We start from the raw sequence: 15,193 nt of genomic DNA, 5'->3' as shown, positions 1-15,193 counted from the left end.
GAACTACATCATGTACAACAGTAAGCCCGCCGAAGGCGACCTCCCCACCAGCCGCCAGTTGGGACGCACCACCGCAATTGCCGCCGGCATCGCCATTGTCCTCCTGGTTGGAGTGGTGATGCCATCTGAGTACGGAATCGATCCCACTGGTGTTGGTCGGGTACTGGGCTTGAAGGAAATGGGGGAGATCAAGGAACAGCTTGCCGAGGAAGCGGCAGCTGACGCTGCGATGGACGCAAAGGCCGCCGAAGACGAGGCAGCCGCCCTGCTGACGCAGGTGTCCACGCAGAACCGTAAGACCGTTGAAGTTGCTCAGAAGCCTGCCGCGAGCAATGCGGCCACCGCTGCTGAATGGCGGGACGAAGAACAGGTTGTCCTGGCGCCGGGCCAAGGCACCGAGATCAAGCTCGTCATGAAGGCGGGCGAGCGCGCCAGCTACCAGTGGTCTGTTGAAGGCGGCGTCGTGAACTTCGACGCCCACGGAGACGGCGGCGGTCGAGCGATCAGCTATGAGAAGGGTCGAGGGGAAGCCACCAAGCAGGGGGTGCTCCTGGCTGCCTTCGACGGCAACCACGGATGGTTCTGGCGCAACAGGGGCGAGGAGCCCGTAACGCTTCTGCTCCGCACCGGAGGGGAGTACGAGTTGATCAAGAAGATGTAAACCGCAGCGGTTAGCGGTGGCCGGGTGCGCTTAAGGCCCGGCCACCGCCCTATGTGCGGTATTTCCGATGGGCTGCGCCCAGTTTCGGCCCCCTCGACAACCCCAGCCAGCCCCGCTTAAGCTAACCTATATGCGTCTTTCCGCCCGCCACGGCCTTGCCCTCAGGATCAGCTTCTTTGCGCTGATGCTGTTGAGTGTCGTTGCGCGGCCGATGGTGATCCAGCTCAGCGAACTGCACGGATTGGAACATGACATCGCAGCAGCGGTGGATCATGGCCATTCACATGCCGGCGGTGCGGGCGACAATCTGGACCCGGATCACGCCACTGGCGCTCATGCGGTACTGCATCAGGCAGATGCGAGTTTCGCTGGAAGCCTGTTCACGCCCCACGTCTACCTGGCTTCACTACCGCTGGCCGGTGAAGTCCATGCTCTGCGACTTCTGAGGGTGCCTGCAGGGCACCCGGCGTCACCCTTCCGACCTCCGATCGTCTGACGACCCTAGCTGCGCTCTAGCAGCCTGAGCGCGCCTCCCGTGTAGCGGAAGGCGGCGCGTCGTTCTGACTTTCTTTCCGGAGGCTTCCGTGAAATTCCGTAGTGTGTGGGCGCTGGCTGTTGCCGGCGCCTGCGGTGTGGCCGTTCCTGGCTACGCCGCCGAAGTGCTGCGCCTGGAGGATGCGGTCGCCCGCGCTCTGGGCACTCACCCAAGCGTGCAGGCAGATGCCGCACAAATAGAGGCGACAAAGAACCGTGCGGCGCGAGAGGGCTTAGCAGCCCCGTTGGTGCTCGGCGGAGAACTGGAGAACGTGGCCGGTAGTGGCAGCGTGCGAGGTATGGACGCTGCCGAGGCAACGTTCCGGGTATCCAAGATTCTGGAACTGGGTGGCAAGCGGGCGGCCCGCCAAGCGCTTGGCGGCGCCGAGGTGGATGCAGCCCTGCGAGAGGCTGATGTGACCCGGGTGGCCATCGCCACACGCACCGCTGGTCGATTCATCGACGTGCTTGCGGCGCAGGAGCATGTCGAGCATGCGGAAGAGCGGATTCGTATGGCCCGCGCGCTTCAGCGAGAGGTGGCCCGCTGGGTCTCTGCGGCACGGAACCCGGATTCAGACCTGAGGGCCGCTGAAATTGCCCTGGCCGATGCAGAGCTCAAGCGTGATCAAGCAGTCCAGCGGTTGGAGGCCTCGCGCATGGCGCTTGCGTCTTCCTGGGGCTCTTTCACCGCTGACTTCGACACCGTCGCCGGCGATACAAACATCCTCCCTCCGCTGGATGACTACCAGACGCTGTCCGAACGCCTTCAGAACGCGCCACAGCAACGTGCCTTCGATGCCCAGTCCAGAGTTCTTGCCGCGCGCCGCGATGTCGCCGTTTCCAGCGCGAAGCCTGACGTGAGTGTTGGATTTGGACTTCGCCGTCTTGAAGCAACGAAGGACAGTGGCTTGGTCATGTCGATCTCGGTTCCCTTGGGAACCCGGCGTCGATCAGCCTACTTGGTATCCGAAGTCGACTACGAACTGAGTGCGCTCAAGTCACGCCGTGAAGCACAAATGTTGGAGCTCAACCAGGAGCTGTTCGGAGTCTATCAACAGCTGCGCCAAGCGCAGTTGGAGGTCACCTCCGTTCGTGAGCGGCAGCTCCCCAAGGCGGAGCAGGCGATGAATCAGAGCCGTCGTGGCTTCGAGGAGGGTCGATTCTCCTATCTCGCATTGAGCCAGGCGCAGAAGACGCTGTTCGACCTTCGTGAGCGCGAAGTCGAGTCCGCCGCACTCTATCTCCGATTGCTGGTCGAGGCAGATCGCCTCACCGCCTCCGCCCAGGATATCCGCCCATGAATCGTTACGCCCTTCTTATGTTGCTTCCGCTGGCACTGGCCGCCTGTGGCGGTGAAAAGCCGGTTGAGAAAGAAGCCGCAGAATCCGCCGCCGCGGCCGGCGACTACGAGCGCGGCCCCAACCGCGGTCGCATGCTCCGCGATGGTGATTTCGCACTTGAAGTCACCGTCTATGAAACCAACACGCCTCCTCAGTTCCGCCTCTACGCCTATCGAAATGACAAGCCGATCTCACCGAATGAGGTGAAGGCAACAATGCAGTTGAAGCGCCTCGACGGTGAGGTCAATGATTTCACTTTCACCGCCGAAAACGACTATCTCGTAGGGAACGGCGAGGTCGTGGAACCTCATTCTTTCGACGTGAAGGCAGACGCAGTGGTAGGAGGAAAGACACACACCTGGTCCTATCAGTCCTATGAAGGCCGTACCACCATCGAGCCAAGCGCTGCCAAGGATGCGGGTGTGGTGGTGGAAGAGGCTACCGCTGGCACTATCCGCGATACGGTCACGCTGATGGGAAACATCGCGGTCAACACTGGCCGCCAGGCCGCCGTCAAAGCACGATTCCCAGGTATTGTCCGCAGCGTGTCGGTCGAGATGGGCCAACGCGTTTCGGCAGGGCAGACGCTGGCGACGGTTGAAGGCAATGACAGCATGCGCACCTACGCGGTGATTGCTCCCTTCAGCGGCATCGTTCTTGCGCGCAACACCAGTGTTGGTGATGTGGCCGGCGACAACACACTGTTCGACGTTGCCGATCTGTCAGAGGTCTGGGTCGATCTACGAGCTCTGGGCACTGACGCCGAGCGTCTCGCTCCAGGTCAAGCAGTGCGGATCCGTTCCGCCACGGGTGCCTTGGAGACTGAAGGTAGGCTCCAAAGCCTGCTTCCGCTGGCAAGCAGCGGCCAAAGCGTGGTTGCGCGCGTGAGTATCCCCAATGGTGACGGCAAGTGGCGTCCAGGAATGGCTGTCTCGGCCGAGGTCATCATTGCCGAGACACCTGTTCCACTGGCCGTCAAAGAGTCAGGGCTCCAGCGATTTCGCGACTTTACCGTCGTATTTGCGCAGGTGGGCGATACCTATGAGGTGCGCATGCTTGAGCTTGGAAAGCGTGATGGCGAGTGGGCAGAGGTTCTTGGCGGACTGAAGCCCGGAACGCGGTACGTCGCCGAGCAGAGCTATCTGATCCGTGCAGACATCGAGAAGTCTGGCGCCAGCCACGACCACTAAGGATCCATCATGCTAGAGCGAATCATTCGCGCGTCCATCGCGCATAGATGGCTTGTGCTGCTTCTGGTCCTGGCGCTGTCAGGCTTGGGCATCTGGAACTACAGCAAGCTGCCAATCGACGCCGTCCCTGACATCACCAATGTCCAGGTCCAGATCAACACCGAAGCACCAGGCTACTCTCCACTGGAGGCAGAGCAGCGGGTAACGTTCCCCGTCGAGACAGCCTTGGCCGGCTTGGCCAAGCTGGAGTACACGCGGTCCATCTCGCGTTATGGTCTCTCCCAGGTCACCGTTGTATTCGAAGACGGTACCGACATCTACTTCGCGCGGCAGCAGGTGGCCGAGCGCTTGCAGCAAGCCGCATCCCAGCTCCCAACTGGGCTGAAGCCAACGCTGGGCCCGGTCGCCACCGGTCTCGGTGAGATCTTCATGTACACCGTGGAAGCCGAGAAGGGTGCTGAAGAGACCTGGACGCCGATGGCGCTTCGTACCCTCCAGGATTGGGTGGTACGCCCCCAGATGCGACATCTGAAAGGTGTGACAGAGGTCAACACCGTCGGTGGCTATGTGCGGCAGTTCCACATCACGCCTGACCCGCGCAAGCTTCAGGCGTACGAGCTGACCATGCAGGATGTGATGGAGGCCGTGGCGCGCAGCAATGCGAACGTGGGTGCCGGCTACATTGAAAAGAGTGGTGAACAGTACCTTGTACGCGTTCCTGGCCAAGTGGCGGACATGGACGGCCTGCGCAAGATCGTGGTCGCCAATCGCGAGGGGCTGCCGCTTCGCGTCGGTGACCTCGCAGACGTTCACGAGGGCACCGAACTTCGAACGGGGGCAGCGACCAAAGATGGCAAGGAAGTGGTACTTGGTACTGCATTCATGCTCATTGGTGAGAACAGCCGCGAAGTCGCTCAGCGAACCGCTGCCAAGCTGAAGGAGATCGACGAGACGCTTCCAGAAGGTGTCCGCGCGCATGCGGTCTATGACCGTACGGAGCTGGTCGACCGCACCATTGAAACCGTCAAGAAGAACCTGCTGGAAGGTGCCCTGCTGGTCATTGCGGTGCTGTTCCTTCTGCTCGGAAATCTTCGCGCCGCACTGATCACGGCCGCGGTCATTCCTTTGACCATGCTGCTGACCATCTCCGGCATGGTCCAGAACCGTGTCTCAGCAAATCTGATGAGCTTGGGTGCGCTGGACTTCGGTCTGATCGTCGACGGCGCGGTCATCATTGTTGAGAACTGTCTGCGCCGCTTCGGCGAGCGTCAGCACGCCCTGGGGCGTCTGTTGACCCGGGATGAGCGCTTTGCTTTGGCCGCCAGCGCCAGTGCCGAGGTGATCAAGCCCAGCTTGTTCGGCTTGTTCATCATTGCCGCCGTCTACATCCCGATCTTTGCGCTCTCCGGCGTGGAAGGAAAGATGTTCCACCCGATGGCCCTGACCGTCGTTATCGCGCTGACTGGTGCGATGGCATTGTCCCTCACGTTCGTTCCCGCTGCGGTTGCTCAGTTTGTCACGGGCAAGGTCTCGGAGAAGGAAACCAAGGCTATGCGGGGCGTGACCAAGCTGTATGGCCCGATGCTGGAACGGGCAGTCAGTGCTCGCAAACTGGTTGTGGGTGGTGCAGCCGTTCTCACCGTACTGGCGGGTCTTCTGGCCAGTCGCATGGGCACTGAGTTCATTCCGAATCTGGACGAAGGTGATATTGCGCTTCACGCGCTGCGCATTCCCGGCACTAGTCTGACGCAAGCCATCGGCATGCAGCGCCAGCTTGAAGCGACCATCAAGAAGTTCCCCGAGGTCGATGAGGTTGTCGCAAAGATCGGCACAGCAGAGGTAGCGACCGACCCCATGCCACCGTCGGTCGCAGACACCTTCATCATGCTCAAGGATCGCGACCAATGGCCTGATCCCCGCAAGCCAAAGGCGCAGCTCATTGCTGAGCTGGAGAAGGCTGTCCGAGCAATTCCCGGCAACAACTACGAGTTCACCCAGCCCGTGCAGATGCGCATGAACGAGCTGATTGCCGGTGTACGCGCCGAGGTGGCGGTGAAGTTGTACGGTGACGACCTGGATCAGCTGGCGCAGATCGGCAGCCAGATCGAGGACGCCGCAGGTTCCATCCCAGGCGCCGCAGACGTGAAGTTAGAGCAGATCAGTGGTCTGCCTCTTATGACCATCACGCCTGACCTGGATGCTTTGGCCCGCTATGGCGTTTCGATCGACGAGGTCCAGAAGACCATCTCTGTTGCGCTGGGCGGTGAGGCGGTCGGTCAGGTCTTTGAGGGTGATCGTCGCTTCGACATCGTCGTTCGTCTGCCCGAGAACCTGCGTCAGGACACCCGGACGCTCGCATCGCTACCGGTAGCCGTCGCCCTCGGGGCCAGTTCCGGCGAACAGAGAGCGTTCGTTCCGCTGGGGCAGCTGGCTAAAGTTGAAGTTGCGCCAGGCCCAAACCAGGTCAGTCGCGAGAACGGCAAGCGTCGCGTCGTCATCACCAGCAATGTACGTGGTCGCGACCTTGGTTCGTTCGTAGAGGAGCTGCGAGAGAAGGTTGGTCAGGAGGTGCAGTTGCCGGAAGGCTACTGGATTGAGTATGGCGGTACCTTCGAGCAGCTCATCTCTGCCAGCAAGCGGCTGTCCGTGGTCGTGCCGGTCGTCCTGGTGATGATCTTCGGCTTGCTCTTCATGGCGTTCGGCTCGGGCAAGGATGCTGCCATCGTGTTCAGCGGCGTTCCACTTGCGTTGACCGGTGGCGTGGTGGCTCTGTGGATGCGTGACATACCCCTGTCCATTTCTGCAGGCGTGGGGTTCATCGCGCTGTCGGGCGTCGCCGTGCTCAACGGCCTGGTCATGATCAGCTTCATCAAGAGCCTTAGGGAACAGGGCACTCCCCTGCACCAAGCGGTAACCGAAGGTGCACTGACCCGGCTGCGCCCCGTGCTGATGACGGCCCTGGTTGCCAGCCTGGGCTTCCTGCCAATGGCCCTAAACGTTGGGGCTGGCGCGGAAGTTCAGCGCCCGCTGGCGACGGTCGTTATCGGCGGAATCATCTCCTCCACGCTGCTGACCTTGCTGGTGTTGCCGGCGCTCTATCGCCTCATCCACCGCGAAGGGGATGAGCGGAAGGAGGACGCAGCGTGAACCCGTCCATCTCAACCCCTCCCAGGAACATGCAGTTGACCATTTCCAAACGAACCCAAGCGTGGCTCTACCTGCTTGCAGCCATCCTTCTGCCTTGCGTTGCTTGGGCGCATGGCGTCAGTGAAGGCGACCAGGCCTTCCTGGAAGACAGTACCGGCCTGCAGCTCATCGCGTTCACGTACCTCGGCGCCAAGCACATGGTGACTGGATACGACCACCTCCTGTTTCTGTTCGGGGTGATCTTCTTCTTGTACCGGATGCGTGATGTCAGCATCTACGTGACGTTGTTCGCGATCGGCCACAGCACCACCTTGTTGCTAGGTGTCCTGGGCGGATTGCATGTGAATGCGTACCTGGTCGACGCAATCATTGGCCTGTCGGTTGTCTACAAGGCGCTGGACAACATGGGCGCGTTCAAGCGCTGGTTTGGGGTACAGCCCAACACCAAAGCCGCCGTGCTGATCTTTGGCTTCTTCCATGGCTTTGGTCTAGCGACAAAGCTGCAGGATTTCTCGCTCTCACCTGACGGGCTTGTCCCAAACATGCTCGCCTTCAACGTGGGGGTCGAGATCGGACAGCTGCTCGCGCTCGCAGGCATCTTGATCGTGATGGGCTTCTGGCGCCGCTTGCCGTCATTCCATCGACAGGCGTACAGCATCAACACCGCCCTTATGTGCGCCGGCTTCGTGCTTGTTGGCATGCAGCTCACCGGCTACTTCGTTTCCTGAATCTACAGAGGTACTCATGTCCATCACGCTTTCCAATCAGCTGCCCAGCACTCGCAAGCTGCTGAAATCCACCGCCCTGGCCGCTGCCGTTGCAGGGGTGATTCTGCTCACCACCGTGCTTCCCGCGGAGTACGGAATCGACCCTACGGGCGTAGGCAAGGTTCTGGGTCTGGACGCCCTAGCCTCCACTGACCAGGTAGAGGCCGTAGCTCCCCCAGTTCCGGCATCTGCTGGCAGCGCCGAAGCCGTCTCGGCGCTGTTCGAGAAGGCCAAGGTTGCCTTCGGGAGCAATGGCAAGCAGACCTTCGAACCCGCCGCTGTCTCTCTCGCCAGCACTCCTTTACGGCAGGACTCACTGACGATCGAGCTTGCCCCTGGTAAGGGCCAGGAGGTGAAGGCCCATATGGCTCAGGGCGCTGGGATGGTTTTCAGCTGGAAGGCCACGTCTGATGTTGCCGTGGACATGCACGGCGAGCGTCCCGACGTGAAGGGCCCCTGGACCAGCTACGCCGTTGAAGGCGCCCAGCGTCAGGCTGAGGGAACGTTCATTGCTCCCTTTGAAGGTACCCATGGGTGGTACTGGCAGAACCGCGGCAGCACCCCCGTGATCATCGAGGTGCAAATTACCGGCTACCAAGCCGACCTCTACCAGCCGTGACACCCGGCATAACGCCGAAATCAACCTAGGAGAAGCAACATGAAGAATCGTTTTGCCCTCATCAGCGTCCTTTTCGCTTCCATTGCAGCGTCCGCATCGGCCTTCGCACATGATCCGGCGCTTCATGCCGAGTCGGAAGTGAAGGAGGCGCCTAAGGCAAAGCCTGCTACGTGTGAACAGCTGGCTGACCGGACGAAGTTCAAGGTGGATCTTGCCGATCCTCAGACCAAGGCGCTGAAGGACAGGTGCGACGCTCAGGCGCAGTCTGCAGCCAAGAAGAAGTAGTAGGCTGCAAAGGATGGTCCGGATTGTGAGGGGCCGGACCATCCTTCCCCTTCTAACCTATATGCATACGTTGAGCTGACGCGTGGATTCAGGGCTGTGCAAGCTGACTCAATTCGGCAAAGAAGGTATGCATATCTTGGGGTACCTCTCCATAGGTTAGATTCCTGGCGACGTCTTCTCTGCTTACGCGGAATTTTTTAAGAACGGAGTTTCCGCTTATGAATATTTCTTTCCCATGCGCATCACGGATTGGTAGTGCGATATCGCTAGCTGTTGGATCAGCAGGGATAACAAGAGCGTGCTCGGCGAAGAAGGCGGTGACATCGCCTTGAGGTGATCCAGCTGCGCGAGCTATGGCGCTCGTGCAGAGGAGATGGTTCTCAATGTGCCTACGCCGCCATTTCATGGCTTTGAAATGGGGTTGTTTGGAAGTGAAAGACTTGTCGATAAGATCATTACCGACCGTCGCATGTGGCTCATCGTCGCGATCCCGAATGCTGATTGCCCGAAGACCAGGAATCTCCGCCAACAGCTGGAGGTAGAGTTGCTGCCTCTCGCCGGCAGATCCCGTCCAGTACCAAGGGACAACGTTCTTGGGCCACGCAAAGTTTGCTTGTTTAGCGATTAGCTGGAGGAAGCGCCAATCGCTCTCGGCTTCCAAGATCAGCATACGTCTGTGCTCCATCAAGGAGTGCAGGGTAGGGGTCTGGATCGTCCCAATCCCGCCAAGAACCTTGACTTTGCCCACTTCCTCTTGGAGGTACTTTGCCTTTCTTTCTGCGACAGCCAGAATTTTCCCATGATCGTAAAAGCGAATCAGTTCAGGAGAGTGTGTGGCCATCAGTACTTGCTTGTTGCGGAGGCTTGCAACGTGCCCGAGGGACATAAGCAGCTCCCTCTGCAGGGTCGCGTTCAGATGTGCATCCGGCTCATCGAGAAGAACGACGTCGACATCGGGTGAGAGTGCGAGGGCGTACACGCTCAGCCATTGGAGGAAGCCACTTCCCTCCACCATAAGGTCTCTTGGAGTGTATTTGGGGTGTCGCTTGAATGTGTCACCCTTCAGTTCACCCTTGGCGCTCTCTACACGAAGGTAGCTGTGAAATCTCTCGTTGAAAGGAACGACCCTCAAATCAGTGGCAAAGATGGACTGCATCGTGCGTAGCAGGATCTCCCAAGGGTCGTTCGAGCGCAGCCATTTCAGCGAGGAATCCTTCAACTTTCTGCTGTTTCCACGCAGGCGTTCACGTTCCCTCCTGTTGTGTTCGTGCAGATCGAATAGGACGTTGCGAATGACTCCACCCGATAGGCCTTGGCCTATCAGACGTTCTCTCATGGCAGGAGTCAGTCTGCCTTCACGATCAGTGATGCCAGCGAATGGCGGTAGATATCCCACTCGCGGGACGTTGCCATCGATCGGCTCGCCCTTTGCGTTGACGATCTCAGCAGCTACCAGATTCGTTGAAGTGGTTCGCACAAAGAGACGATCATTGGCCTGTGACAGACCTATCTCCAAGTGCCGCTCCTGTTTGTCGGGCAGGTCCCAATAGACGCCAATCTTCAGTGTATAGCCGTCGGGCTCGTCGTCCTTGCTAGTCTTCAGATTGGTCCAGAGATGGCTGAGCGATGGAATTTGCATCGGCGTGAAATCCGCAATACCCATGCCCAGGCCAGTTTTGTTCTTGGTTTGCAGCCAGCTGGATCGCCCTTTCTCGATCTCTAGCATAGTCTTGCAGAACTGCCAGATAGCGAGAGCTTGCAGAATCGAGGACTTGCCGGAGTTGTTTCCTCCAACAACAAGCGAAAGGCCTTGATCAATCTCTATCTCTGTGTCCCGAAACTGCTTAAAGCGATGTAGCGTGATCTTCTTTATATGCATGTATCCCCCCTAGAAATTTTTCATTTCCATTTGCGACGAAGTCAATGCTCAGCCGATTTCGTTCGGCGAATTCTCCGTACCCGCTACCGTAGCAGGAGGCGGAATGGAATTGGAGTGACCTAGGAGCTGGAGAGAAGATGCGCTCCCTTCAGTCTGACGGAGTAGGACAACTGCGCAGCAGGGGTAGCTGGCTAGAATTGTGTCCAATGTTCCACCACGATTGCCAGATTCTAGTTGGCGGCGCTCTATCGGGCAGACGAAGAGAGATCCTTGCATGCTGCGCAGTGTTGAGGGCAGCACATTGATTGATTTGGTTGACGGATTCGTCTGCATCGCCGCCATCTCTCAAAAGCAATGGGCCGATGTGCTTGAGGTCGTTCGCAGAGCCAAACCAATTTCGATATCATCAGATAGTCAAGAAAATCACCTCAAACGGTGGCGAGGACATGAACGCAATTGATCGAGATATCCTGATCGTCGGCTTGTTTATCGCTTCTTTTGCCGTCTTCTTTGTCGGGTGGGCCTGCTGGCTCGCTGCGCGTCGGCGGCCTTGCCGGCGATCTGAGCGGAAGGTCTGAGTGAGCCTCAGGGCTATTCACGCCTAGATCTTCTTGGTCTCAGTGCCGCTCGCCCAGGCTACTCGGGGCGTACCCCTAGTCGGTGCCCGAGAGTGTTCCCATAGTTGGGACGCCGATGTGTTCCCATAGTTGGCGTTCAAGTGCCCAACTATGGGCACGTGGCTAAGCGGTCCCATGCGGAGTTCCCTGAACGCCAGCCTTATTTATACACCAGTCAGTTCAATATTCAGGGTTGATTAGACCCCCTAACGGATAATTCACACCTGTCGACCGCCTCTTCTCTCTCCCCTCCCGGGAGGCGGCCGACGAAACCAAAATAATTAAAGGTGTGTCCCGATGAACAAGAATTCGCTGCTCGCCCTGGGTCTTCTGGCTGCTCTGCCGTTCGCTGCATCGGCAACCGATGGCCTGTCGTACAACTACGTTGAAGGCGGCTACGTGAACACCGATGCCAAGGGCGGCGACGCCGACGGCTGGAAGGTGAAGGGTTCCGTGGCGGTGCACCCGAACTTCCACATCTTCGGCGACTACAGCGCGCAGGAGACCGACAAGTTCAAGAATGACGTCGACCAGTGGCGCATCGGCGCCGGCTACAACTACGGCATCGCACCGAACACCGACCTGGTGGCTCGCGTTGCGTACCAGAAGTTCGACATGAAGCATGGCTTGGACTTCAACGGCTACTCGACCGAAGTTGGCGTGCGCACCGCGTTCAACCCGTACGTGGAAGGCTACGTGATGGCCGGCTACGAGGACTACACCAAGAAGCACGGCATCAACCCGGACGGCGAGTTCTACGGCCGTGTCGGCGCCACGGCCAAGTTCAACCAGAACTGGGGCCTGAGTGGCGAAGTGAAGCTGGCCAAGGCCGGCGACCGCGAGTGGTTCGTGGGCCCGCGCTTCACCTGGTAACAAACGCCTGTCGTTAGTGCGTGTTGTGCTGGCGTGTGACTCTCTCTCTCTCCCACACGCCAACCGAAGCCCGGCCTCGCGCCGGGCTTCACTTTTATGGGCCCCGTGGCGCCACAATGCGGCATGGGCGACCCTTCCTCTCTTGCAGGCACCGGCACGACCTACCAGGAGCATCTGGCGCCTGCGCCGCTGCGCGGCCACTTTGGCCAGCTGTGGCAGAGCCAGCTTCCTGCCGATGCCGATGGGCACATCACCGTATTGCCCGATGGCTGCGTGGATATCCTCTGGCGCGACGGTGCGCTGTTCGTCGTCGGCCCGGACCGCGTGGCCGCGCACCCGGCGCTGGCACCCGGTGCGCAGGTGCTGGGCGCACGCTTCCGTCCCGGCCAGGCATTGGCCGCGCTGGGCCTGCCCTTGGCCGGGATCATCGGCCAGGCCGTGCTACTGGCCGACCTGAAGGGCGCGTGGGCGAACAAGGCGGCGGCCTCCATCGGCGACACCGCGCCTGCACAGCGCCTGCAGCGAATGGCGCACTGCCTGCAACAGCACATGGGTGCGGCCGCGCTCGATACGCCGGCGCAGCGCGCCCATGTCCTGTTCCAGGCGCTCGCCGCGGGTAATGCCACGCTGGATACGCTGGCGGCGCACTTGGGCCTGAGCCCGCGCAGCCTGCGGCGTTTCAGCCAGTCGCAGTTCGGCTACGGCGCCAAGACGCTGGAGCGGATCCTGCGGCTGCAACGTTTCCTGCGCCACAGCCGTGCGCTGCCGCAGCACTCGTTGGCGATGCTGGCCGCTGATGCCGGCTATGCCGACCAGGCCCATCTCAGCCGCGAGGCGCGTGAATTGGCGGGCATGACCGCCAGCGAGCTGCGCCTGGAGTGGGGACAATGATGGCCGTTTTGTTCAAGACCACTGTGCTGCATTGATCGATGCTGGGCTCCCACCACGGAGCCACGCCATGAATCCTGCCGCGCCCCACGATGCCGAACGCCGCATCGACAACATCGAATTCAACGTCGCCGACATTGCCCGTAGCAAGCGCTTCTACGGCGGGGTGTTCGGCTGGCATTTCACGGACTACGGCACGGCCTACACCGAGTTCGACGACGGCCGTCTGAAAGGTGGCTTCGTGGCCGACGCGCCGGTGCGTGCCCACGGGGGGCCGCTGGTGATCCTCTACTGCGCGGACCTGGCCGATGCGCAGCAACGCGTAGTGGCCGCCGGTGGCGAGGTAGTGCAGGCGGTGTTCGCCTTCCCGGGTGGTCGCCGCTTCCACTTCCGCGATCTGGATGGCTACGAACTGGCGGTCTGGAGTGATGTGGACTGAGGCCTTCGTAGCTTCGCCGGTGGACGGAACGAGAACCGCTCCGTCCCCGGTCAGGCGGTTCCGCTATGATCGCCCGCACATCGCCACACGCGATGCGCCCGCCTCAAGCCAGCAGGAACCGCCGTGAACTCCCAGCCCGCACCGATCACCGCCGTCAACCACACGCTCGACAACGAGCCGCAGCAGATCACCGCGCCACTGACCCATTCGGCGGCGTTCCTGGTGCTGAAGGTGAAGGATGACGAGGCGTCGATCGCCAAGGCACGCGAGGTGCTGGCCAGCACCGACGACCTGATCAAGAACACCGCCATCCGCGAGATCGAACGCACCTTCACCTGCAACGTGGCCATCGGCCACCGCGTGTGGAAGCCGCTGGTGGGCACCACGCCGCCGCGCGAGCTGCAGCCGTTCCGCGAGATCAAGGGCGCGACCCATACCGCTGTGTCCACGCCAGGCGACCTGCTGTACCACATCCGTGCACGTACCATGGACCTGATCGTGGCGTTCGAGCGCAACCTGCTGATGGCCTTTGGCGATGCGGTGGAGACGGTCGATGACGTGGCCGGCTTCCGCTATTTCGATGGCCGCGACCTGCTCGATTTCGTTGACGGCACCGCCAACCCGGAAGGGCTGTCACTGCCGGAAGCCACCATCGTGGGCGAGGAAGACCCGGAGCATGCCGGCGGCAGTTACGTGGTGGTGCAGAAGTACCTGCACAACCTCGATGCCTGGCGCGCGCAGAAGACCGAAGCGCAGGAAGCGATCATCGGCCGCACCAAGCACGACAACATCGAGCTGGACGATGCGCCGGCCGATGCGCAGAAGTCGCACAAGACGCTGTGCACCATCGAGGATGCCGACGGCGAGCACGAGATCCTGCGCGACAACATGCCGTTCGCCAACCCGGGTCGCGGCGAGTACGGCACCTACTTCATCGGCTACACGCGCCGCCTGTGGGTGATCGAGAAGATGCTCGAGCGCATGTTCATCGGTAATCCCGCACCGCTGCATGACCGCATCCTTGATTTCTCCACCGCCACCACCGGCGTGACCTTCTTCGCGCCCTCGCGCAAGGTGCTGGCCGACCTGGGCGACTGATCGCGGCTCTCGTCCTTGCGCATGCTACTGGCCGCTCTGTTCCAGTAGATCCACGCCACGCATGGCGTGGCTCTACTGTGCCGCCATCTGCCTGTCATCTACCGCGCCGACCATCAGCCGTTGGATGAGAGCGCAGGGGCGGGCGATGGCGATGGCAAGGAACACAACCGGTGCACGCCGCTGGTGGCGGCCACTGGCCGCGTTGTTCGGCGCGTTGGCACTGGGGAGTGCCAGCGTTTCCGCGCAGGAAGCTCCTGCACACTGGATGGCCTATGCCGCCGCCGTGGGGGGGCAGCTGCAGCAGCGCCTGCAGCAGGAGCAGGACCCGCAGGCGCAGCGCGTGCTGGAATGGCTGCAGGCACATCCGGACGCACCGACGCCGCTACCGGTGAGCGTGTGGATCGCGGCGGATGGCCGCATCTCGAAGCTGGAATTCGACAGCCTGGGCGATGCCCAGGTCGACGCCGACCTGCGCGCGACCCTGCAGAGTGCACCCCTGCAGGCCGCGCCACCGGCCGACATGCGCCAGCCGCTGCGGCTGGGTTTGGTGCTTACCCAGTAGCAACTGTCTTGTCAGGGGCAGCCGAGGGCCACCTCGGCGTCTCGCTTACGGGCGTTGAGGATCACCAGCATTTTGCGCATGACCGCCACGAGCGCCACCTTGCTCGCTTTGCCCTTGGCCTTCAGGCCAGCGTAAAACGCGCGCAGCCTTGGCTCGTACCGGATGGCCGTCAGGGCCGCCATGTAAAGGGCTTCGCGTACCACCGCGCGCCCACCACTGATCCGCCGTTGGCCCTGCCAGGTGCCACTTTCGCGGTTCATCGGGGCCAATCCCACCAGCGATGCTATGGCCTTG

16 protein-coding genes are annotated in these 15,193 nt (G+C 60.9%); 14 read left to right on the top strand and 2 right to left on the bottom strand.

Annotation, left to right across the window (positions count from 1 at the left end; translation table 11 throughout):
- Nucleotides 1–10 precede the first annotated feature (10 nt).
- From JLDANKMP_RS13800 to JLDANKMP_RS13765, 8 genes are all read left to right on the top strand, one after another.
- Entirely contained in the window at nt 11–661 is a 651-nt protein-coding gene (locus tag JLDANKMP_RS13800; RefSeq protein ID WP_033835782.1) for a hypothetical protein, read from the top strand.
- A 130-nt stretch (nt 662–791) separates the two neighbouring features.
- Nucleotides 792–1,157, top strand: coding sequence for a hypothetical protein (locus JLDANKMP_RS13795; RefSeq protein ID WP_075075811.1), 366 nt, complete (start codon nt 792–794; stop codon nt 1,155–1,157).
- An 88-nt stretch (nt 1,158–1,245) separates the two neighbouring features.
- Nucleotides 1,246–2,496 carry a TolC family protein gene (locus tag JLDANKMP_RS13790; RefSeq protein ID WP_014645521.1) on the top strand — a complete coding sequence of 417 codons (1,251 nt, stop codon included), beginning with the start codon at nt 1,246–1,248 and terminating at the stop codon, nt 2,494–2,496.
- Entirely contained in the window at nt 2,493–3,725 is a 1,233-nt protein-coding gene (locus JLDANKMP_RS13785) for an efflux RND transporter periplasmic adaptor subunit (RefSeq protein WP_014645522.1), read from the top strand. The genes JLDANKMP_RS13790 and JLDANKMP_RS13785 overlap by 4 nt, the downstream gene beginning before the upstream one ends.
- Nucleotides 3,726–3,734: 9 nt before the next feature.
- Nucleotides 3,735–6,872 (top strand): CusA/CzcA family heavy metal efflux RND transporter, encoded by a 3,138-nt coding sequence (locus JLDANKMP_RS13780; RefSeq protein WP_014645523.1) that lies wholly within the window; start codon nt 3,735–3,737, stop codon nt 6,870–6,872.
- A 29-nt stretch (nt 6,873–6,901) separates the two neighbouring features.
- Complete coding sequence (locus tag JLDANKMP_RS13775; protein ID WP_008264906.1) at nt 6,902–7,600, top strand: HupE/UreJ family protein; 699 nt, start codon at nt 6,902–6,904, stop codon at nt 7,598–7,600.
- 16 nt (nt 7,601–7,616) lie between these two features.
- Nucleotides 7,617–8,258: a hypothetical protein gene (locus JLDANKMP_RS13770; RefSeq protein WP_033835097.1), complete on the top strand. Its 642-nt coding sequence runs from the start codon at nt 7,617–7,619 to the stop codon at nt 8,256–8,258.
- A gap of 39 nt (nt 8,259–8,297) precedes the next feature.
- Nucleotides 8,298–8,543: a hypothetical protein gene (locus JLDANKMP_RS13765; RefSeq protein ID WP_008267212.1), complete on the top strand. Its 246-nt coding sequence runs from the start codon at nt 8,298–8,300 to the stop codon at nt 8,541–8,543.
- Between the two features lie 88 nt (nt 8,544–8,631).
- Here the strand turns inward: JLDANKMP_RS13765 and JLDANKMP_RS13760 are convergent, their stop codons facing one another.
- A complete protein-coding gene (locus JLDANKMP_RS13760) occupies nt 8,632–10,422 on the bottom strand; it encodes an ATP-binding protein (RefSeq protein ID WP_014645525.1) in 1,791 nt (596 codons plus the stop codon).
- Nucleotides 10,423–10,696: 274 nt separating this feature from the next.
- Here JLDANKMP_RS13760 and JLDANKMP_RS13755 point away from each other — a divergent pair, with 274 nt between their 5' ends.
- The 6 genes from JLDANKMP_RS13755 to JLDANKMP_RS13730 all read left to right on the top strand — a co-directional run bounded on the left by JLDANKMP_RS13755 (nt 10,697) and on the right by JLDANKMP_RS13730 (nt 14,899).
- Nucleotides 10,697–10,882, top strand: coding sequence for a hypothetical protein (locus JLDANKMP_RS13755; protein WP_130768359.1), 186 nt, complete (start codon nt 10,697–10,699; stop codon nt 10,880–10,882).
- Nucleotides 10,883–11,336: 454 nt separating this feature from the next.
- Nucleotides 11,337–11,912 carry an Ax21 family protein gene (locus tag JLDANKMP_RS13750; protein WP_005411880.1) on the top strand — a complete coding sequence of 192 codons (576 nt, stop codon included), beginning with the start codon at nt 11,337–11,339 and terminating at the stop codon, nt 11,910–11,912.
- Nucleotides 11,913–12,035: 123 nt separating this feature from the next.
- Nucleotides 12,036–12,803, top strand: coding sequence for a helix-turn-helix transcriptional regulator (locus JLDANKMP_RS13745; protein WP_212561430.1), 768 nt, complete (start codon nt 12,036–12,038; stop codon nt 12,801–12,803).
- A 67-nt stretch (nt 12,804–12,870) separates the two neighbouring features.
- Nucleotides 12,871–13,239, top strand: a complete 369-nt coding sequence (locus tag JLDANKMP_RS13740; protein WP_212561429.1) for a VOC family protein — start codon at nt 12,871–12,873, stop codon at nt 13,237–13,239.
- A 123-nt stretch (nt 13,240–13,362) separates the two neighbouring features.
- Nucleotides 13,363–14,337, top strand: coding sequence for a Dyp-type peroxidase (locus tag JLDANKMP_RS13735; RefSeq protein WP_024957753.1), 975 nt, complete (start codon nt 13,363–13,365; stop codon nt 14,335–14,337).
- Between the two features lie 145 nt (nt 14,338–14,482).
- A complete protein-coding gene (locus JLDANKMP_RS13730; RefSeq protein ID WP_005407613.1) occupies nt 14,483–14,899 on the top strand; it encodes a hypothetical protein in 417 nt (138 codons plus the stop codon).
- A gap of 11 nt (nt 14,900–14,910) precedes the next feature.
- On the opposite strand, the gene JLDANKMP_RS13725 is transcribed toward JLDANKMP_RS13730, so the two are convergent.
- The coding region (locus tag JLDANKMP_RS13725; protein ID WP_212561428.1) for a transposase at nt 14,911–15,193 on the bottom strand (283 nt) is incomplete at its 5' end.

The sequence above is a fragment of the Stenotrophomonas sp. PE591 genome (assembly GCF_018320795.1).
Taxonomy (GTDB): domain Bacteria; phylum Pseudomonadota; class Gammaproteobacteria; order Xanthomonadales; family Xanthomonadaceae; genus Stenotrophomonas; species Stenotrophomonas maltophilia.
Note: the sequence above shows the minus strand (reverse complement) of the source record. Positions and strands in the feature narration are given on the sequence as shown.

Excerpts from the sequence above, each read along its gene's own strand:
- JLDANKMP_RS13795 (WP_075075811.1), top strand. The coding sequence starts at position 792 with ATGCGTCTTTCCGCCCGCCACGGCCTTGCCCTCAGGATCAGCTTCTTT.
- JLDANKMP_RS13740 (WP_212561429.1), top strand. The coding sequence starts at position 12,871 with ATGAATCCTGCCGCGCCCCACGATGCCGAACGCCGCATCGACAACATC.
- JLDANKMP_RS13750 (WP_005411880.1), top strand. The coding sequence starts at position 11,337 with ATGAACAAGAATTCGCTGCTCGCCCTGGGTCTTCTGGCTGCTCTGCCG.
- JLDANKMP_RS13765 (WP_008267212.1), top strand. The coding sequence starts at position 8,298 with ATGAAGAATCGTTTTGCCCTCATCAGCGTCCTTTTCGCTTCCATTGCA.
- JLDANKMP_RS13800 (WP_033835782.1), top strand. The coding sequence starts at position 11 with ATGTACAACAGTAAGCCCGCCGAAGGCGACCTCCCCACCAGCCGCCAG.
- JLDANKMP_RS13775 (WP_008264906.1), top strand. The coding sequence starts at position 6,902 with ATGCAGTTGACCATTTCCAAACGAACCCAAGCGTGGCTCTACCTGCTT.
- JLDANKMP_RS13785 (WP_014645522.1), top strand. The coding sequence starts at position 2,493 with ATGAATCGTTACGCCCTTCTTATGTTGCTTCCGCTGGCACTGGCCGCC.
- JLDANKMP_RS13730 (WP_005407613.1), top strand. The coding sequence starts at position 14,483 with ATGGCGATGGCAAGGAACACAACCGGTGCACGCCGCTGGTGGCGGCCA.
- JLDANKMP_RS13780 (WP_014645523.1), top strand. The coding sequence starts at position 3,735 with ATGCTAGAGCGAATCATTCGCGCGTCCATCGCGCATAGATGGCTTGTG.
- JLDANKMP_RS13770 (WP_033835097.1), top strand. The coding sequence starts at position 7,617 with ATGTCCATCACGCTTTCCAATCAGCTGCCCAGCACTCGCAAGCTGCTG.
- JLDANKMP_RS13755 (WP_130768359.1), top strand. The coding sequence starts at position 10,697 with ATGCTGCGCAGTGTTGAGGGCAGCACATTGATTGATTTGGTTGACGGA.
- JLDANKMP_RS13745 (WP_212561430.1), top strand. The coding sequence starts at position 12,036 with ATGGGCGACCCTTCCTCTCTTGCAGGCACCGGCACGACCTACCAGGAG.
- JLDANKMP_RS13760 (WP_014645525.1), bottom strand. The coding sequence starts at position 10,422 with ATGCATATAAAGAAGATCACGCTACATCGCTTTAAGCAGTTTCGGGAC.